Raw genomic sequence first — 21202 nt, 5'->3', positions numbered from 1 at the left:
CCTATAATTATGCTGAGTTTCTTAAAAAAATTTCTGGGAACCAAGTCGGATCGTGATGTAAAAGAAATCATGCCACTTACTGATAAAATCCATGCCGCCTATCAAATTATTGCTCCCCTTACAAACGATGAACTGAGAAATAAAACTGTCGAATTTCGTGAAAGAATCCAACAATTCGTTTCCGAAGAAGAAAGACAAATTGCCGAGTTGAGAAACCGTATTGAAAACGAATACGATATGGATATTGATGATAAAGAAAAGATTTATCAGAAGATAGACATACTGGAAAAAGAAAATTACAGAAAAACACAGGAGATTTTGAACGAAATTTTACCTGAAGCATTTTCTGTAATGAAAGAAACGGCACGCAGATTTAAAGAAAATGAAGAAGTGGTTGTTTCTGCTACTGACCGCGACCGCGACTTAGCTGCAGTGCGCGACAACGTAAATATTATCGGACACCAAGCCTATTATAAAAACTCATGGATGGCAGGTGGAAACCTGATAACCTGGGATATGGTACACTACGATGTACAATTGATAGGAGGAATTGTGCTACACCAGGGTAAAATTTCGGAAATGGCAACAGGGGAAGGAAAAACCCTCGTAGCTACCCTTCCCGTTTATCTTAACGCTTTGCCAGGCAAAGGAGTACATATTGTTACCGTAAACGACTATCTGGCAAAACGTGACTCTGAATGGATGGGAATGCTTTTAGAATTTCATGGATTGAAGGTGGATTGCATTGACAAGCACGAGCCTAATTCCGAAGCAAGACGAAATGCCTACTTAGCCGACATTACCTACGGAACTAACAACGAATTCGGATTCGATTATCTCCGTGATAATATGACACGCAATCCGGAAGAACTTGTGCAACGAAAACACAATTACGCTATTGTGGACGAAGTGGACTCTGTTTTAATTGATGATGCCCGTACCCCGTTGATTATTTCCGGACCTACTGCTAAAGGAGACAAACAAGAATTTGACGAGTTAAAACCCCAGATACTCAAATTATATGATGCCCAAAAACGTTTCGTAAACCAATTACTTGCTGATTCCAAGAGAATTTTATCTACAAATCCCCAGGGAGACGAAGAAAAAAAAGGTGGTGAGCTTCTTTTCAGGGCTTACAGAGGGCTACCCAAATACAACGCCCTTATCAAATTCCTCAGCGAACCCGGTATGAAAGTACTGATGCACAAAACCGAAAACTATTATTTGCAGGAACAGCAAAAAAATATGCACCTGATTGACGATGAGTTATTCTTTGTTATTGATGAAAAAAATAATTCGGTTGACCTCACCGAAAAAGGAATTGACCTGATTACTACTTCTTACGACGACCCCAATTTTTATATTCTGCCAGACATAGGAGCCGAAATTGCCGAATTGGAAAAATCGCTCCTTTCCGAACCTGAAAAGTTAGAAAAGAAAAACAGCCTTTTAGCCGATTATTCGGTAAAGTCCGACAGAGTGCATACCGTGCATCAGCTATTGAAAGCCTATGCTCTTTTTGAAAAAGATGTGGAATACGTGGTAATGGATAACAAGGTAAAAATAGTGGACGAACAAACCGGTCGTATTCTCGAAGGAAGGAGATATTCCGACGGTTTGCATCAGGCTATTGAAGCCAAAGAAAACGTGAAAGTGGAAGAAGCCACGCAAACTTATGCCACCATTACCCTGCAAAATTATTTTAGGATGTATAGCAAACTGGCTGGTATGACCGGGACTGCCGAAACGGAAGCTGGCGAATTCTGGGATATATACAAGCTTGACGTAGTGGTGATTCCTACAAACCGCACTGTAATTCGCGACGACCGCGAAGATTTTGTATTCAAAACCAAACGTGAAAAATTTAATTCCGTAATTGACGAAATTGAAACACTGGTACAAAAAGGACGCCCTGTTCTGGTGGGAACTACCTCGGTAGAAACTTCCGAATTGCTCAGCCGGATGCTAAAACGTAAAAACATTTCGCATAATGTATTGAATGCAAAACTCCATCAACGCGAAGCACAGGTTGTACTCGAAGCGGGTATTGCCGGAAAAGTAACCATAGCAACCAATATGGCAGGCCGTGGTACCGATATAAAATTGGGCAAAGGTGTAAAAGAAGCCGGAGGGTTGGCAATTTTTGGTACCGAACGACACGAAAGTCGGCGCGTTGACAGACAGTTGCGCGGACGTTCCGGACGCCAGGGCGACCCAGGTAGTTCTCAATTTTTCGTTTCACTCGAAGATGACCTGATGCGAATGTTTGGTTCCGACCGTATTGCAGGTATTATGGACAGACTGGGTTTAAAGGAGGGCGAAGTCATCCAGCATTCCATGATTACTAAATCCATTGAACGGGCACAGAGGAAAGTGGAAGAAAATAACTTTGGTATTCGTAAACGATTGCTTGAATACGATGACGTTATGAATTCGCAACGCGAAGTAATCTACCAAAAAAGACACCACGCCCTCTTCGGCGAACGTCTTGCCCTCGATATAAAAAATATGATGTTCGATGTGTGCGAAATGATAATTGGCGATTTCCAGGAAAATAGGTATTTTGAGGGGTTTCGACTTGAACTGCTGAAAACTTTTGGCACCGATTCTCCCTTTGATGAAAAAGAATTTTTCTCGGGTAATCGCGATGAACTACAGTCTGTACTTTTTGAAAAAGTATATAAATATTATAAAGATAAATGTGCTGTTGTTGCCAGTCGTACATTTCCTATTGTGAAACAGGTATATGAAAACGAACACCAGTACGAAAATATCCTCCTGCCTGTTACCGACGGACACAAATCGCTGAATGTTATTACCAACCTGAAAAAAGCTTACGAAGACAACGGTAGGGAAATTGTACTCTCGATAGAAAAATGGGTAACGCTTAGCGTGATTGATGAAGCCTGGAAAGAACACCTTCGCGAAGTAGACGACCTAAAACAGTCAGTACAAACTGCAACCTACGAACAAAAAGACCCCTTGCTGATTTATAAATTCGAAGCATTTGAACTCTTTAAAAACCTGGTACAAAAAATCAATAAAGATGTAATCTCTTTTTTGGTAAAATATAAAATGCCCGTCGAAGAAGGCAATGTAAGAGAAGCACATGTTCCTCATAGTACCGACCGTAGCCGGATGAAAGAGGAACGTACAGATTTGCCTGCTGCCGCACGAAATACACAGGAACAACATGCTTCGCAGCCTGTCCATGTTGAGAAAAAAATTGGAAGAAACGAACCTTGCCCTTGTGGAAGTGGAAAAAAATACAAAAACTGCCACGGAAGCGAAGAATAAAAAAACTATCTTTAGCCCGTAAAACTATTTATTGTACGAAAAGCTATGAAACGTATCCTTTTAGCAGCACTTTTGCTGAGTTGTTCAGTAGTGTGTTGGTATTCATGCAACGATGAAAGCAGCAGCTTGTACAAAGACATCCCCATTTTTTCAAATTATGCCGATATTACAAACCCTCCGGATAAATTTATTTTATATATTCCACTAAAATCCTATGTTGAGAGTAGGGCTACCATCATTTTTGATTCATTAAACGTCTGGAAAATTTACAGAATTACCGGACAATCCAATAGCTTCCGGATTGAACGGCATGACTCCGATTCAACCCGGCATTTTTTTATTACCCAGGATACACTCCGTATCGGGATGCGTGGCGGTATTTCCTATTACTTTTACAGTTCATTCCCAGTTGACGACCAAATAAAAAAGTTTTTAGTAATGTTCGAAAAATTGCCAGACCCCTATACTCCTTTTATTCCTAAATTTTAATTTACTGTGTATGAAGTACAAAATATTGTATTCCTTTTTGCTTGTTTTTAGTATACATCTTTTTTCTTTTGCCCAATACGGATACAGCCCTCGGATTGATTCCATCAGCCGGCTTGTTACGGAACAAAGCGTTTCACTTACGGTGAGGGAACTTAGCGGAGATACCTCTACACTGATTGGTGGTCAGCCTTATACAATAACTTCGCGCTATTATTCCTCTCCGCAAAATGCAAAAGCTGCACAATACATTTTTGAAAAATTTGAAAGTTCCGGATTATCGCCTTACTATCAGAATTTTCAAAGTGGCGGAACCAATATTATTGCTGTAAAACCCGGGACACTCTATCCCGAAAAGCAATTCATTATTTGTGCGCATTACGACGATATGCCTTCGGGAAGTCTTGCCCCGGGCTGCGACGACAATGCCTCAGGAACCGTTGCTGTAATAGAAGCAGCACGATTACTTTCGCCCCATAATTTCGACTATACATTAATTTTTGCTGCTTGGGATGCCGAAGAAATAGGTTTGGTGGGGAGTGCATACTATGCCGATTCAGTAAAAAATGCAGGTGCAGAAATACTTGGCGTTCTTAATCTTGATATGATTGCATGGGATTCGGATAACGATTTCAAACTCTCGGTAGCTGTTGACGACCAGTCACAGGAACTGTCAGATAAGTTTTCTTCCGTTTTAAGAAATTATACACCTCAGCTCTCAGAAAGTGAAATGTATGTCACTGCAAGCGACCATTCCTCTTTTTGGGATCAGGGCTACCCCGCATTACTTTCCATAGAAAATATGGATGATTTCAATGCGTATTACCATACCACTAACGACAAGTTTGAAACTATCAATGTTCCCTATTTTAAAACAATGGTACAGGCAGCCGTAGCAACAATGGCTGCCTTTGCATGTGACTATAGCGTTGACATACAACATACGCCTCTAATTTCGGGGAACGATACCTCTGCCCGCCAGGCTGTTTTTGCCGTTACCTCTTCTTACCCAGTTGCCCAATCTCCTAATGATCCACTGTTATACTATTCTGTAAACAACCAGGATTATAATGTACTACATGCCACGCAAACAAAACAAAATAACTATACTTACACTTTACCCGGGCAACCCATAGGAACTACTGTAAAATATTATTTTGCCCTGCAGGATTTGGCAACTAATTTTGTGGCTACCCTGCCTGGCGGAGGAAAAGGGTTGAACCCTCCTGGTACACAATCTCCGGAGGATGTATTTATTTATCAGGTAGCAAATATTGTATCCAACACATTCTGTTCTGAGAATATTCCGGTTTCCCTTACCGACCAGGAAGTAACTTACGATACTATTCCCGTTAATGTACAGGGAGTTGTTTTTGATGTAAATGTCGAAATATCTATTGACCATACCTATATCGGCGATTTGGATATTGCCGTCCTTTCACCCGAAGGAAACGAAGTAGCGCTTAGCAACGGAAACGGAGGCAATGCCAATGCATACATACAAACCGTGTTCGACGACGAAGCCTCAGTAGCTATTACAAACGGATATCCTCCTTACACCGGAAGTTTTACCCCCGAAGAACCTTTAACTGTTTTCGACGGTGAGCCCGTAAATGGTAATTGGCTACTTAAAGTAAGCGATAACGGACCCGGAGATTATGGCAATTTAACCGGCTACTGCCTGCATCTGCAATATTCAGTTGACATTTCAGGAATCACCATCCCGATTAACTCCGAAACCTGCAATCTTTCCGTTTTCCCCAATCCCGCTTCCTCAGCATTTGTTGTTACGTATGAAATAAAAAATCCTACTATTGTTGATGTAGCCATTTTCAACATGATGGGAAACAAAGTTGCAGATATATATAAAGGTAACATATCTAAAGGAATGTATATCCATAAAATGCATACACAAAATCTGGTTGGCGGAACCTATTTTATAAGAATACAAACAAATAAAGGAATAGAAACCCGAAAAATATGCCTGATCAAATAACCAACAACTAATAACAAGCAAGCGCCCAAAATTTACCAATACACAATAAAGATTAAAAAATGTTGTACAAAAGAATTTTATTAAAACTCAGCGGTGAAGCCCTTATGGGTAATAAACAATATGGTATTGATACAGAAAGACTTGAACAATATGCCTGTGATATAAAGTCCATTGCTAATGAAAAAGTACAGGTTGCTATAGTAATAGGCGGAGGTAATATTTTCAGGGGATTAAAAGGAAGTTCGGAAGGATATGACCGTGTACAGGGCGATTATATGGGCATGCTTGCTACCGTTATCAACAGCATGGCTCTGCAGTCGGCATTGCAATCTATGGGGGTAAATACAAAATTACTTTCCGGGATTGCCATCCAGCCCATAGCAGAAGCCATGAGCCGCAGCAAAGCAATAGAATATCTTGAATCTTCACATGTGGTAATTATAGGCGGGGGAACCGGAAATCCTTATTTCACAACCGATACTGCAGCTTCACTTCGCGCAATCGAAATCAAAGCCGATGTTATATTGAAAGGTACCCGCGTTGACGGTGTGTATACCGCCGATCCGGAAAAAGACCCCACAGCAACCAAATTTGCGACTCTTCGTTTTGATGAAGCATATGCAAAGGGGCTAAATATTATGGATTTAACAGCATTTACCCTCTGCCGTGAAAATAATATGCCCATAATTGTTTTCGATATGAATACCCCCGGAAATCTGAAAAAAATTGTATCCGGTGAAAAAATTGGTTCATTGGTGTATTAAAAGATAGCAAAAAATAAAAAAGCTTTATTTATTTTTGCACAATTCAATCACAGTACCATGAACGAAGAAACTCTGTTTATACTGGAAGAAGCCAAAGAAGGAATGCAAAATGCACTTGCACACCTCGAGCGCGAATTACATAAAATACGTGCAGGAAAAGCCAACCCTCAAATGCTGGAAGGGGTAAAGGTGGATTATTATGGTGCACCTACTCCTATTGAACAAATAGCCAATATTAACACTCCCGACCCCCGGCAAATTATTGTTCAGCCTTGGGAAAAAAACATGTTGGTTCCTATAGAAAAAGCCATTATGGCAGCCAATCTAGGTTTTAATCCGCAAAACAATGGTGAAATTTTGCGAATCAATGTTCCCCCGCCAACAGAGGAACGCCGTAAAGAAATGGTAAAACGTGTAAAAAATGAGGGAGAAATTGCCCGCGTAAGTATCAGAAATATCCGCAGGCAAGCCAATGAATCTGCAAAAAATCTCGAAAAAGAAGGTATCCCCGAAGATGAAATAAAAAATCTCGAAAAAGACATTCAAACCACCACCGATGGCTATATTTTAAAAATTGATAAAATTGTTGAAGCCAAAGAAAAGGATATCATGACAGTATAAACTGTTGCTTCGTAAAAGAATAAATTGTGATTAAATCCGGTTCTTACCGGATTTTTTATTTTCAGGTATTTAACCATTGTTTGAAACGGGTAATTTTATCAATACTGACAAAAACTTCTTTTGCAGCAGGGGGATTTAGCTCAATTTTTAACCGGCTTTTCGGGAAAACATGGATGTTTTTAATTGCTTTCAGCTTAATGAGGTACTGCCGGTTGATACGGAAAAAATCTTTGGGATTCAACATCTCACCTAATTCTTCGAGACTGTAATCTAAGGCATATTCAGCTTTATCGTTGGTTACCACGAATGTTATGCTCTCTTCTGAATAAAAATAGGCAATGTCGTCAACAGAAATAGTTCTTATTTTTTGCCCAACATGTATTGAAAAACGTTCTTTATAATTCGGATTTTTAGCCGAAAGAAGATCGTACAATTCTTGAATATTTATTTCTTTCGTATTTGCCGAATTCCACTCCCTGTATTTTTCTATGCTTCTGTTAAGTTCTTCCTGTTGTATAGGTTTAAGCAGATAATCAATGCTTTTCAATGAAAAAGCTTTAATGGCATACTCGTCATACGCCGTAGTAAAAATTATAGGAGATTTAACGGAAACCTTTTCAAAGATGGAAAAACTCAGTCCGTCTTCAAGATGAATATCCAAAAAAATCAGATCAGGCTCTTTGTGGGTTGTAAACCAGGTAATGGCTTCTTCAACAGATTCCGGCTTGGCTAATACTTTGATGTTATTATCAAACTTTAAAATCATTTTTTCAAGGTAATTAGCGGCTAATTTTTCATCTTCTATTATTACGATTTGCATGGCGAAAAAATTAAAGGTTAAATAAGCGGAATTCGTGCGATAAATTTATCGCCTTCTATACCAAATTGGGTGGGTTTATCAGTGAAAAAACGATACCGGTTAGCAATATTTACTAAACCTATATGGGTTGTTTCAATATGTTGTTCACGTTTTTGTAAATTGTTTACAATGTTAAGATAGTTTTCGCTGTCAATAAATATATCAATGATTAATGGTGATTTTGTAGAAAAAACGTTGTGTTTTATAGCATTTTCGATAAGTAATTGCAAGGCAAGAGGGGGGAGGGTAAGCTCGGATTTGTCGTCGGGTATGGAAATATTTACAACAAGTTTGTTGGAAAAACGGATGCTAAGTAGAAAAACATAGGCATTCAGAAAATCCACTTCCGTTTGGAGCGATACTAGGTCATCAGATTTATGTTCAAGAACGTAGCGGTAAATTTTTGATAGTTTGCCGGTAAATTGTTCTGCAAGATCGGGGTCAACGCTGATTAGCGAAGCCAGCACGTTCAGGCTATTGAATAAAAAATGAGGGTTTACCTGGTTTTTAAGTGTTTCGAATTGGCTTTGAAGGTTTTCTTTTTGCATATGCAGCAACTCGTTCTTTTTTATTTGAAGTTCGGTAAAGTAACTTTGCATTTTTTCTACCGTTGCCATATGCTTTTTTTCGAGGGTTGCTAGTGTTTTTTCTAATTCCGCTTCTAATTGTTTACGTTGTGTAATATCCTGAACCAACGAAGCCAAACCTATAACCTTACCGTTATGGTCTTTTAACGGAGTATTGTACCATTGACAGATGATTATCTTTCCATCTTTGGTAATATTTTCGTTTACATTAAATGCGCCCCCTTTTTCGTTAATGATATCGTCAAGAACTTCGTTGATAGTGTCTTTTATTTCTTCCGGGACAATTAAATCGTACGCATGTTTTCCTATGGCTTCGGAATGCGTAAATCCAAAAATCTTTTCTGCTGTCGGATTCCATTCCACCACTTCTAAGGTTGAATTCCACTCAATATAAGCAAGCGGAGTTTTATAGATGTGGAAAGTAAGCCGTTGGTTTACATTTCTTAGTTCTTCTTCTGCTTTTTTCCTGAGAGAAATATCCGCCACGGTTCCCCGGTTGCCAACCACAACCCCTTTTTTGTAAATAGGAGAATCATAAACCATTATGGGGAATGTACTTCCATCTTTTCGTAAGGCAGTGAATTCTTTTGCTTTGCTTGGTTCTCCACCCAGTAGAGTCGCCTTAAGGTTTTCTAATAGTTCTTTACGTTGTTCCGGAATTACGAATTGCGAAATGTGAATACCCTGCAGGATTTCATCGTACGAATACCCGATTTGTTCGATACCAGTTCTGTTGATAAAGGAAACGGTTCCATCAATATTTACTTCATAAATCATTTGTGGGAGGAAGTCTGCCATTTCTCTGTAGCGAACTTCACTTTCCTTCAATGCTTGTTCGGCATTTTTCCGTTCGGTGATATCACGGATAAATACCTGCGTGGCTGGCTTGCCCTTGAAATTAATAATGCTGCTGTTGAACTCTACGGCTTTAAGTATCCTGGATTTGTCAACGAGCACCGATTCATAAATTGATGGAACTGAAATACCTGCCAGCCGTTGTAAATAGTATTGATATATTCTTTCCACTTCTTCGGGCGCAAGATAATTTATAAAAGGGGTATTGAGCATATTTGTAACTTCAAATCCCAGAATATTTGCCATCATTTGGTTGATAAATACAACTATTCCATCCTGAAGAATGACAATTCCATCGTTAGCCCTTTCTACGAGCAATTTGTATTTTTCTTCGCTTTCTTTAATTGCTTGCTCTGATAGAATATGCTGCGTTTCATCACGCATGATAACAAATGAAGCAGGGCGTCCGTCCAACTCAATGGTATTGCTGTTAAATTCAAGATGAATTTTTCTTCCGTCTTTGGCTACTCCTTGGGTAGAATAAATGCTGGGTACTTTTTCGCCTCTCATCCTTTTTAAATGGATTTCCATCAGTTTTTGATGATCTTCGGGAATAATGAGATCGTTAAAAGGCTTATTTATCAGTTCGTTTTCTGTATAACCCGTAATTTCACAAAAAGAGGCATTTACAAATTTAAAAACGTTATCCTGCGTAATAAAGATTCCGTCGTTTGCATTATTTATCAGTGTTTGGTATAACAGTTCCGATTTCGTAAGTGCCGAGCGAGTTTGCTGAATTACTTCCTGATTCTTAAATAACAGTGCATCCGATTGATTATTCAGAAAGCCGGCTACCATTCCCACAAAGTGTGTCCCCAGAAGAAAAAATGTTCCTTCCCAAAAGTATTCCCAGTACACAGGTTTGGGTTCAAAATAAAATAAAATAACAAGATATTGAACTATAAAAATAGTACCATGAAAATCGAGTAATTTATAATTAATAGGTATAATTGAATGCCAGATAATAAGCATTAAAATAAGTCCTCCCCAGTATGTACTGCTCAGACCACCAGTATAATGAGATATAAGTGTACAAAAAAAGGCTGTTTGGTAGAAACCAAAATATAGAAATAAAATATATACTTTTCTTGTATTAAAAAAAAGTACTAAAGATAAATTAATTAATAAAATAGTGGAAATAGCAATCTTGGCAATAAACATTTCATGGATGCGTGGAAAATCGTTTATTGTATCGAAAATATGAAAGAAAAAGACAATGGCTATGCCGGCAAATGTAATTGTAATGAATATATTCTTAATGTTTTGTTCCCTGAATTCTATAAATTCACGTTTCCGGTTTATTTGCTGCAGTTCCCTGACTCTATCGAAAAAAAGAAAAGACATGTTTTTTGTGGATCAAAGAACAAATATAAAAGAAAATTAATTTCAGAGAACACATAGATATTATATGCCGTGTAAAGAAATTGCCCAGGAACCTAATTTTTTATCTTCCATAAATACATAACCGTAATCGTTATAATTTTCATTATCAATCTTTACTAACGTTTCTACACCAGTAAAAATAGAATTTTCGGAAGAAAAAGAAGTAATTATAGCATTTTGGATTACCATAATTTTACCATGAAGATTCCCCATAATAGTATTCATGGATTGGAAGGTAGAAAAATCGTAACCGGGTTGAAAAGGTATAATTTCAAAAAAGTTTACATGTTCCCAGGCAATTTCCGAATGAATTTTCAGTATTCCTTCATTAAGCCATATATTAGGTTTGTGTGTGATTTTTATCATCCCATCACAGGGAGTTCCACCAGCACCAGAATCGTTAGTATAAAAAAGTCCATTAATTGACCAAATTCTTTCCCTGAATAAAAATGTATGATTATGCATTGATTGTGTATCCCTAATTCAAGATGCAAAACTATAGTATTGTTTTTGCTGAAACAAAAATCATTGGTTGAATACCGTTTTAAAACGGTTGAATGGCTTCCGCAATCAGTTAAAAGGTGCCATATTACAGTATTTTAATATTTGAATTCCTTTTTATCATTGTTGATTGTTCAGATAGTAGCTATTGCTGATTTTTATTTAATCCATTTTGACTACCAGTTTTGAGTAATAAATTACGAGAATAAAAAAACCTCCTGTCGTGCTAAAACAGAAGGTTAATTATTAATCTGCGCTCGGGTTCGGCGTAGTAAGGTTGCTGAAAACCATTTTTAATATTTCAGCATGTTACATTTCGCCACAGGCGATGAATATTAATAGAATATTGATTTTTTATAAAAGATTGTTCGTATGACATTAATTGTTTGATCTCCTAACGGAGAATTTATAAAAAATAAAAAGCCCTTTCTACTGATATTAAGACCATAACAAGTTATTATCAGTCAAATGTAAAACATATTTTATCCCGAACTCAGGTTATAAGTATTCTGAAAAAAAATTAATTGCAGCAGGAGCAACCGCCTTTTTTTTCTTTTATTACTCCAAGTTCTTTACCCACTTTGGTAAAGGCGGCAATACACTTATCTAAGTGTTCACGTTCGTGTGCAGCCGAAACCTGAACCCGGATACGGGCTTGCCCTTTAGGAACAACCGGGTAATAGAACCCGATTACATAAATGCCTTCACCGAGAAGTTTGGCAGCCATTTCCTGTGATAATTTAGCGTCGTAAAGCATAACGGCAACAATGGCACTTTGTGTCGGCTTGCAATCAAAACCGGCTTCTATCATTTTTTTGCTGAAATACTCGGTATTGGCGTGTAGTTTATCCTGCAGTTCGTTGGTTTCGCTCATCATTTCCACCATTTTTATTCCTGCGGCAGCTACCATAGGAGGAATGGAATTCGAAAACAGGTAAGGACGTGAACGTTGACGTAACATTTCAATAACTTCTTTTTTCCCGGTAGTGAAACCTCCGATAGCTCCACCAAAGGCTTTACCTAATGTACCGGTAATTATTTCAATTTTTCCTTTCAGGTTGTGTAGCTCGGTAACGCCACGGCCCGTACGACCTACTACTCCGGCTGAATGGGATTCATCTACCATTATCATAGCATCGTATTTATTTGCCAGTTCATAAATTTTGTCCAGAGGGGCTACATTACCGTCCATCGAAAACACACCATCTGTAACGATCAAACGGTGACGTTGTGCTTGAGCCAGCTTCAGTTGTTCTTCCAAATCAGCCATATTGGCATTGGCATAACGATAACGAACGGCTTTGCAAAGCCGTACCCCATCAATAATGGATGCGTGATTGAGGGAGTCGCTAATTATAGCATCTTCTTCGTTTAGCAGGGGTTCAAAAACTCCTCCATTGGCATCAAAACAGGCAGCATATAAAATAGTATCCTCTGTACCAAAGAAATCTGCAATTTTTTGTTCTAATTTTTTGTGCAAATCTCCGGTACCACAGATGAAACGTACAGATGACATTCCGTAACCATGGGTGTCCAAAGCGGATTTGGCAGCAGCAATTAGTTTTGGATTGTTCGACAATCCCAAATAGTTGTTAGCACAGAAATTTAGCACTTTTTGTCCGGTGCTGACTGTAATTTCTCCACCTTGTGGCGAAACGATGATGCGTTCATTTTTATACAAACCTGCTTCGCGGATGTCAGTTAATTCTTTCTGAAGGAAAGATTGAAATTTTTCGTACATGGTTTTATATTTTTAGATATTAATAGTTTAATGTGTTTTAACCGGGGCAAAGGTAAAACAAATGCAATTAAATTGTTTAATTTATTGCGGCTTTTATCCGAAATATTTTACAGGAAGTTGAGTACAAAAAAATATAGTAACCTGAGTTCGGGTTAAGGTTGCAAACCATTCTTGTAATATTTCAGCATATTACATTTCGTTGCAGGCGGTGAATATTAATAGAATATTGATTTTTTATAAAAGATTGTTCGTATGACATTAATTATTGATCCCCTAACGGAGAATTCATAAAAAATCCTTTCTATGAATATTAAATCCTTAACGGGTTATTATCAGGCAGATGCAAAATATATTTTATCCCGAACTCAGGTTTATATTATCTTGGCAGAACAGGACTCGGCTCCCATGAACGGTTAAAAAAACATTTCCCATTTCTTTTTATATCCTGTTTTTGGCAGGTTTTTTTCTTATTTGCCTTATATGTATATTTTTTCTTACTGTTTATGAAACATATAAAAAACTTCCTATGCATTATTTAAAATATTTATAAATTATACATCAACTAAAATAATAGTTGTATAACTAAAAAATTAGTTGTACTTTTGCAATCTGATCTTTTGTCTTTACAATAAATAACTAAAATTTTAGTTATATAACTAAAGTCCTACACAAATGAAAGAACTCACCAAAGCGGAAGAACAAATCATGCAAATCATCTGGAAACTGGAAAAGGGATTTGTTAATGATGTGATAGATCAAATGCCGGAACCTAAACCTGCCTACAATACCGTTTCTACCATTATTCGTATTCTCGAAAAGAAAGGATTTATTGAGCATAAGGCATATGGTAAAACCTATGAATATTACCCTGTTATTAACCGGAAAGAATATACGAAAAAATATTTTGGAAGTTTTATGAATAACTACTTCGGCAATTCGTATCAGCAGTTGGTCTCCTTTTTTGCCCGCGAAAACAATCTTAGTATTGAAAATCTCGAAGAGATAAAAAAAATAATGGAACTGGAAATTGAAAAACAAAAAAAAACAATCCCATGAACGCAATAATCATTTATTTGTTGAAGGTTTCATTATGTACAGGCGTTTTTTATGGCTTGTACTGGGTTCTACTCCGTAAAGAAACCTTTTTTATGCTTAACCGCATTTACTTGCTAATTTCCTTGCTTTTATCTTTTATTTTACCTGTAGTTCACTTTCCAATAATGGAAAACGCTCCCGAAAATCCGGCTCTGAGCTATATTTTGCTCCGGCAGGTATCGGTAGGTGTGCAGCAAATAGAAAAGTCAACACCCAATATTAGCTTGGCAGATATTATTTATCTATTTGTCAGCATTTTCATATTTATATATCTAATATACAATATACTACGTATATTTCTGCTTTCACAGAAAGGAATTAAAAAACCCATAGGGGGCTTTTTGATTATTGAAACTCAGGTAGAAATAGCACCATTTTCGTTTTTCAACCGGATTTTTATTCAATCAAATACTGAAGAAAAAGATGCAGAGGAAATACTTGCCCACGAAAAAGTGCACGTCCGCCAATGGCATACGCTGGATGTTTTATTTACCGAAGCATTAAAAGTTATTTTGTGGTTCAATCCTTTTATTTATCTGTACAATAAATCTTTACGTAATATCCATGAATATCTTGCCGATCGGGGTGTCCTGCTGCAGGGGCATAATACAATAAATTACCAGCAGTTGTTGCTCGGAATGGCTATAGGGCAGCCACATCTGGTTTTAATTAACAAATTCAATCATTCTATTAAAAGGAGGTTTATTATGATGACAAAATCAAAATCAAACAAACTGGCATTACTTAAGTTATTGTTGATGATGCCATTGATTGCAGGTATGGCTATGGTATTTTCCTCATTCCGTACTAGCGGCAATGTACCGGTAAATTCAAAAACAGCTTCTCCACTATTTCAAAAGGAGAAAAAAACCACTAAGCAAAATAAGATTTATACTGCTGTTGAAGAACAGCCTTCATTTCCGGGAGGAGAGGAAGCGAGAATACAATTTTTTATTGAAAACATTAAATATCCGGAAGCAGCCAAGAAAAATGGCATACATGGGACAGTTTTTGTTTCTTTTATTATAGAAGCCGATGGAACAATTACCAATGTTAAGGTTTTACGCGGATTTAATAAGGAATGTGATGCAGAAGCTGCGAGGGTTGTAAACATGATGCCGAAATGGAACCCTGGTCGCCAACGTGGGAAACATGTTGCTGTGCAGTTTAATATGCCTATAAAATTCACAATAAGTAAAGATAAGTAACAGCATTTGAGCAAAACCCCGGAGCACGTTAGGGTTTTATTCTTTTAATTTTTATCATGAAAAAATATTTGTTATTACTGATTGTTTTCTGTATTTCCGTTTCGGTTGGTGCTCAGTTTTATAAACACAAAGTGAATCAATGGGACAGCAAAGGGCAACGCCAGGGGCTGTGGATTACTTATTTGGATACAACAAATAAAGGAGCACTCATTAGCAAAGAGTATTACAAAGATGGAAGAGAAACCGGCGTTTGCCTTTACTACCATACGAATGGCAATGTCAGGTTAAAGTTTAAATTTTTAAAGGATAATATCAAGGTTAAATACTTTGACGAACACCATAAACTTACACGTAAAGGCTGGGCTAAAATGGATTATACCGAATACAATGTCCATTATTACTGGGAAGGAATCTGGAAATTTTATGGCAAACACCGGAAACTGAAAACTGTTGCCATGTTTAGCAAAGGAAATTCTCCGGTAGTTTTAAAAGGAGAACCCCTCGAAAACAATCAGTAATTGATAGTTTCCGAAGGATTTCCAATTCTTTACAACTAAAAAGCTAAGCCATTAATCGGATTATTTTTCTGTAATCTTCTTCCGAAAGTTGGTAGTTGGCTCCACCTGCTTTATTTAGCACCAGGTAATCGAATATTTTATCATGTTCCTGTTTGCCAATGTTAACCTCCGACAAGCATACCGGACATTCTATTTTTTTAAAGAAATCTTCAAAGCCGGCAATGGTTTTGTCAACGTCTTCTGTACCGAAAAGGTTCTTACCTAATTTGGCAATCTGCACGGCAGCTTTTTCCTTGTGCAACTTAAACCAAGCAGGATATGCAATGGAAAGGGAAGCTCCGTGCGGAATATCGTACAACAACGATAAAACATGACCTATGCTGTGCACACCCCAGTCGCCTGACTTTTTCCCATGCTGGGTAAGCCCGTTCAGTGCCATAGTAGCGGCGTACATTATTTTTTCCCGTAAAGTATAATCGGTAAGGTTATTCAGCAATTGCGGCCCATATTCCATAGCTTCGGCAAGAATACCAAACACAAAACGGTCGGGAAGGGTAGTTTCTCCAGCACCGAAATAGTTTTCAAAGCTATGGGCTATCAGGTCGGCAATGCCATATGCCGTATAATTTTTAGGAACGCTTATCGTGTTTTGCGGGTCGAGGAAAGAATGTTTAGGATACAAAAGCGGGTGCCCGTAGCCATCTTTCCTGCCGGTTTCAGGATTTTGTAAAACGGCAAAAGGATTCATTTCACTTCCTGTGGCTGCAAGGGTAAGCACAGCCACCAGCGGAATAGAGGTCTGCGGTTTGGCTTTCCCTTCATAAAAATCCCATGCCGGATGATTTACAGGGATGGCAATCGAAATAATTTTTGCCGAATCTATCGTGCTTCCACCTCCAACTGCAAGAATGGCATCTACCTGGTGCTTTCTGCCTAATTCGGCGGCGGCATCCACATCTTTTACCAAAGGGTTGGATTTTATGCCGCTATATTCTATTACTTCGGCTCCTGCACTTTGCAGTTGTGCCATTACCCGATCGTAAAGCCCTGAACGTTTTACAGAGCCTTTACCATAAACCAACAAAACTTTTTTTCCGAACTGAGTTATTGTTGTACCTAATTGGTTTACCACATCTTTCCCAAAATGAAGGGCGGTGGGATTGTATGCAATGAAATTTTCCATGGTTATATAATTTTAATTTTAGACAAACGAAATTTGTTAAATAATGTTCAATTTAGTTCTGTTTTATGAATAACGATTTCAGAATAATTGATTGTAGATTGCAGCGGCATTTGATCCATATGCTATGCCAACCTGATTTTCTTAATCTGGTATTGCAATACCATCAGGGTGATCAGTGAGGAACTGAAATCGGCAGAAGGCAGAGCCGCCCAAACGCCATTCAGCCCAAAGAAATGGGGGAGAAGAAGCAATGCCGGAATCAGGAATAACACCTGGCGCGACAAAGAAAGGAAAATGGAAATCTTTGCCTTACCAATGGATTGGAAAAAATTAGTGGTTACCATCTGGAAACCAACGATAGGAAACATCACTATCGAAATTCGCATACCTACCGTAGCCAGATGGATCAACTGCTGGTCGCTGGTAAAGGCATTAGCAAGAAAATGCGGAATGATTTCGGCTAATAAAAAACCAAAAATCGTAACACTGGTTCCCGCTATCAGGGTAGCTTTAAAAACCCGTATCACCCTGTCGAACTGGCGCGCACCAAAATTATACCCGGCAATGGGCTGCATTCCCTGGTTAAATCCCAGTACGATCATGGCAAAAAGGCCTCCAATGCTGTTAATAATTCCAAAGGCACCTATGGCATAATCGCCTCCATAATGTGCCAGGCTTATATTCATAATAATAGTAACAAGGGTAGCGCAGATAAGCATCAGGAAATTCGACATGCCTATCGAAAAAATATCCAGGATAACTTTCATTTTAAGTTTAAAGTATCCTTTTGCAAAATGTACATAACTACTTTTGCTCATAAAATGAATAAATACCCAGGCAGTGCCTACCATCTGGGCACAAACGGTAGCTGTTGCCGCTCCACGGATTCCCCATTTGAATACAAAAATAAACAAGGGTGCAAGAACCAGGTTAACAGCTACCGTGAGCAACGTAGTGATCATCGCCTTGGTGGGATAGCCGGAAGCCCTCATAATATTGTTCAATCCGAAATACAGGTGTGTGAAAATATTACCGGCAAGGATAATCTGCATAAAATTCCTGGCGTAGGGAAGTGTAACTTTACTTGCCCCGAAGGCATATAAAACGTCGTCCAGAAAAATGAACATAACGACAGCGTAAACAATACTTATGATTATATTCAAAATAAAAGCATTGCAAAGAAAAGCAGTGGCACCTTCGCGGTTGCGTTGGCCAAGCCGGATGGAAACCATGGTGGCGGCACCTACCCCGATCAGCGAACCGAAGGCGGCGGCAAGATTCATCAGCGGAAAAGTCAGCGCCAGTCCCGAAATAGCCATCGGACCAACGCCATGACCGATAAAAATACGATCAATGATGTTGTAAAGCGAAGAAGCAGCCGTAGCAATGATAGCCGGAATGGAATATTTCATCAGCAACCTGCCAATCTTTTCGGTTCCTAATATGTTGGGACTGTTTTTATCCGGCATGTTTTTTCTTTTCCTTTTTTGAAGATGCAAAGGTCGGGAAAATACTTGGTATAAAAAGGAAGATAGCTTATTTTAGATTGCAGATTGAGGAAGGGAATTGCAGATTATCCGATTGCAGATTTGCATTACGTTCCCTAAACCTAATCATAAAAAATTTCATTATCTTTGTGTTCCGGTTAAGAAGACGGTGTTATGACTATTATCGAAAGACAAATCATTTACTGGCAATCAACCGCCGAAAGCGATCTCGAAACCGTCGAAATTCTTATACACGTTATCTTATACAACTATATTCCTTAACGTAGCATTGAAGAAATCACAGCAATGAATTACAAAAAGAAGCCAAAGATATGCTAAATGATATTGTAAATTGAAAAGGAAATTCTAAAATGAAAACGGAAGAAATAAAAGAATTATTTAATAAATTTGAAGCAGCGGCAAGTGATCTTGAAGGAATTGAATGCTGGAGTGCACGTGAATTGCAAAAACTTCTGGGTTATGCTAAATGGGAAAATTTTGACAAGGTAATAACTAAGGCAAAGGAAGCATGTATCAAAGTTGGTGAACAAACCGATGATCATTTTCCTGACGTCAGGAAAACGATACCTATGCCCAAAGGTGCTGAAAAAGTAATAGATGACATCTTACTTACCAGATATGCTTGTTACCTTATAGCACAAAATGGCGACAGTCGTAAAGCCGAAATTGCCTTTGCACAAAACTATTTTGCCATACAAACCCGCAGGGCAGAACTGGTAGAAAAAAGATTACTGGAATTTGAACGTGTAAAAGCTCGTGAAAAACTCAGCCATACCGAAAACCAGCTTTCTGGGGCACTCTATGAACGAGGGATAGATAACCAGGGGTTCGCTATTATTCGCTCCAAAGGCGATCAGGCATTGTTCAGGTTGAACACTCATCAGCTTAAAAGGAAATTGGGAGTACCTGAAAACCGACCCTTGGCTGATTTCTTGCCAACCATCAGTATTAAAGCGAAAGATCTTGCTGCTGAAATGACAAGCTTAAATGTACAAAACAAAGACCTGAAAGGCCAGATACCCATTGAAAAAGAACATGTGGACAATAATGAGGCAGTTAGGAATATGTTGCTAAAACGGGGAATACAACCCGAAAATTTACCACCGGCAGAAGATGTTAAGAAAATTCAGCGCAAACTGGACAGTGATGATAAAAAAGTGCTGAAAGAATCTAAAAAATCAAGAAAAAAATAATAAACACTTATTCCCAGTATTATCACCGGCTTAGTGAAGCTGGAAATTTTAGATTTAAGATTGCAGATTTCAGATTGAGGAAGGGAATTGCAGATTAACCGATTTTAGATTTCAGATTGGGTAATCCAAGTCTGGGATCATTGAATTTATCTTTTCAATGGGGTAATTTAATTTCAGATTGGCCAATTGCAGATTTCAGATTGACGCTTCTGCAACCATACTTCTCCATTTTTACTTAAGCAATCACCCCGCTTCCGTAGCAAATCCTTGCCCCATCATCGTAAACCACCCCAAACTGCCCGGCAGCTATTCCAAGCACCGGTTCGGAAGAAATAATCCGGTAATTGTCACCCTGTTTTTCGATGTGTCCCTGGGTAAAGCCCGACACATGGCGGATCTTGAAGCGAACGGGTATCAGTCCCGTGAAGTCGCCCCAGGGATCGCCGCTGATAAAGTTAAAATGTTGCAGGTTGACTTCCTTTCCGTAAGCCGAAACGGGATCGTAGCCGTTGGAAACGTAAACGATATTTTGTTCGATGTCCTTTTTAACCACAAACCAGGGACCCTGGCTTAAGCCCAATCCTTTGCGCTGACCGATGGTATGAAACCAGAAACCCTGGTGTGTGCCCAGTTGCTTGCCGGTCTCCAGTTCAATGATAGGACCTTCCTTTTCGCCGATAAAACGTTTAATAAAATCGTTGTAATTGATCTTCCCAAGGAAACAGATTCCCTGACTATCCTTGCGGGTGGCGCTGGGCAAGCCGGCTTCGAGAGCAATCCTGCGGACTTCCTTTTTCATCAGCTTTCCAACCGGGAACATCAGTTTCGACAGTTGATGATAGGTGATCTGAGCCAGGAAATCCGTCTGGTCCTTGATGGGATCTTTGGCTGTGCCAAGGTAAAATTTATTGTTTTCTTCCACCACGGTAGCATAATGTCCGGTGGCTATTTTATCAAAGTCTTTACCGAATTTTTCCTCAAACGCCCCGAATTTGATCAGCCGGTTGCACATTACATCGGGGTTGGGCGTAAAGCCGTTTTTCACAGAATCAATGGTATAAGCCACCACTAAGTCCCAGTATTCTTTCTGGAGATCCACCACCTCCATCCGGCAACCATAGTTATGAGCCAACCAGGAAGTGATTTCTAAGTCCTCTTCCGAGGGACAATCCCAGCCATCCTGGTTGTCCATGCCAATTTTGATATAAAAAATGGTGGGATCGTATCCTTGTTCCTTCAGCAGGTGAAGCATTACCGAACTGTCCACCCCGCCGGAGACCAATGCTGCTATTTCCATAATTTTTTCCTTGCGTGTTTTAAGGTTTAAAAACACAAAATCAATTTGTCTGAGTTTGCAAAAGTAAATAAAAAAGGCATGCCCGATGGTCGAGGCATGCCTTTGAACAG

Annotated in this window: 16 protein-coding genes; 9 read left to right on the top strand and 7 right to left on the bottom strand. The window is 38.7% G+C overall.

All coding sequences use genetic code 11. From position 1 onward, the window contains the following. Positions 1-9 precede the first annotated feature (9 nt). Genes secA through frr form a run of 5 tightly spaced genes read left to right on the top strand, consistent with a single transcriptional unit; the run spans position 10 to position 7164 of the window. A complete protein-coding gene (secA, locus tag M0R21_02870; GenBank protein ID MCK9616756.1) occupies positions 10-3297 on the top strand; it encodes a preprotein translocase subunit SecA in 3288 nt (1095 codons plus the stop codon). Positions 3298-3342: 45 nt separating this feature from the next. Further along, positions 3343-3786, top strand: a complete 444-nt coding sequence (locus M0R21_02865) for a hypothetical protein (protein MCK9616755.1) — start codon at positions 3343-3345, stop codon at positions 3784-3786. A gap of 10 nt (positions 3787-3796) precedes the next feature. Next, the gene (locus M0R21_02860; GenBank protein MCK9616754.1) at positions 3797-5779 is read left to right on the top strand and encodes a M28 family peptidase; all 1983 of its coding nucleotides are present in this window, start codon (positions 3797-3799) and stop codon (positions 5777-5779) included. A 59-nt stretch (positions 5780-5838) separates the two neighbouring features. Further along, complete coding sequence (gene pyrH / locus M0R21_02855; GenBank protein MCK9616753.1) at positions 5839-6543, top strand: UMP kinase; 705 nt, start codon at positions 5839-5841, stop codon at positions 6541-6543. 57 nt (positions 6544-6600) lie between these two features. Further along, complete coding sequence (gene frr, locus M0R21_02850) at positions 6601-7164, top strand: ribosome recycling factor (GenBank protein ID MCK9616752.1); 564 nt, start codon at positions 6601-6603, stop codon at positions 7162-7164. Positions 7165-7225: 61 nt separating this feature from the next. On the opposite strand, the gene M0R21_02845 is transcribed toward frr, so the two are convergent. The 4 genes from M0R21_02845 to kbl all read right to left on the bottom strand — a co-directional run bounded on the left by M0R21_02845 (position 7226) and on the right by kbl (position 13090). After that, on the bottom strand, positions 7226-7984 hold the full coding sequence (locus M0R21_02845; protein ID MCK9616751.1) for a LytTR family DNA-binding domain-containing protein: 759 nt from the start codon (positions 7982-7984) through the stop codon (positions 7226-7228). Between the two features lie 17 nt (positions 7985-8001). Further along, positions 8002-10809: a PAS domain S-box protein gene (locus tag M0R21_02840; protein ID MCK9616750.1), complete on the bottom strand. Its 2808-nt coding sequence runs from the start codon at positions 10807-10809 to the stop codon at positions 8002-8004. Between the two features lie 60 nt (positions 10810-10869). Beyond that, on the bottom strand, positions 10870-11313 hold the full coding sequence (locus tag M0R21_02835) for a hypothetical protein (protein ID MCK9616749.1): 444 nt from the start codon (positions 11311-11313) through the stop codon (positions 10870-10872). Positions 11314-11869: 556 nt separating this feature from the next. Next, a complete protein-coding gene (gene kbl / locus M0R21_02830; GenBank protein MCK9616748.1) occupies positions 11870-13090 on the bottom strand; it encodes a glycine C-acetyltransferase in 1221 nt (406 codons plus the stop codon). 672 nt (positions 13091-13762) lie between these two features. Here kbl and M0R21_02825 point away from each other — a divergent pair. The 3 genes from M0R21_02825 to M0R21_02815 are packed head-to-tail and all read left to right on the top strand — an operon-like array spanning position 13763 to position 15911. Continuing rightward, positions 13763-14146, top strand: a complete 384-nt coding sequence (locus tag M0R21_02825; GenBank protein ID MCK9616747.1) for a BlaI/MecI/CopY family transcriptional regulator — start codon at positions 13763-13765, stop codon at positions 14144-14146. After that, entirely contained in the window at positions 14143-15393 is a 1251-nt protein-coding gene (locus tag M0R21_02820; protein MCK9616746.1) for a M56 family metallopeptidase, read from the top strand. The genes M0R21_02825 and M0R21_02820 overlap by 4 nt, the downstream gene beginning before the upstream one ends. A gap of 56 nt (positions 15394-15449) precedes the next feature. Further along, on the top strand, positions 15450-15911 hold the full coding sequence (locus tag M0R21_02815) for a hypothetical protein (GenBank protein ID MCK9616745.1): 462 nt from the start codon (positions 15450-15452) through the stop codon (positions 15909-15911). 43 nt (positions 15912-15954) lie between these two features. Here M0R21_02815 and M0R21_02810 read toward each other — a convergent pair whose 3' ends face one another. Both M0R21_02810 and M0R21_02805 read right to left on the bottom strand, forming a co-directional pair. Then, entirely contained in the window at positions 15955-17094 is a 1140-nt protein-coding gene (locus M0R21_02810) for an iron-containing alcohol dehydrogenase (GenBank protein MCK9616744.1), read from the bottom strand. Positions 17095-17216: 122 nt separating this feature from the next. Further along, entirely contained in the window at positions 17217-18563 is a 1347-nt protein-coding gene (locus M0R21_02805; protein ID MCK9616743.1) for an MATE family efflux transporter, read from the bottom strand. Between the two features lie 389 nt (positions 18564-18952). Between M0R21_02805 and dinD the strand changes: the two genes are divergently transcribed. Further along, a complete protein-coding gene (gene dinD / locus M0R21_02800; protein ID MCK9616742.1) occupies positions 18953-19795 on the top strand; it encodes a DNA damage-inducible protein D in 843 nt (280 codons plus the stop codon). Positions 19796-20030: 235 nt separating this feature from the next. On the opposite strand, the gene mnmA is transcribed toward dinD, so the two are convergent. Further along, the gene (mnmA, locus tag M0R21_02795; GenBank protein ID MCK9616741.1) at positions 20031-21092 is read right to left on the bottom strand and encodes a tRNA 2-thiouridine(34) synthase MnmA; all 1062 of its coding nucleotides are present in this window, start codon (positions 21090-21092) and stop codon (positions 20031-20033) included. Between the last annotated feature and the right edge of the window lie 110 nt (positions 21093-21202).

The organism is Lentimicrobiaceae bacterium (assembly GCA_023227965.1).
Lineage (GTDB): Bacteria > Bacteroidota > Bacteroidia > Bacteroidales > JALOCA01 > JALOCA01.
This window is presented reverse-complemented; position numbering and strand designations above follow the sequence as displayed.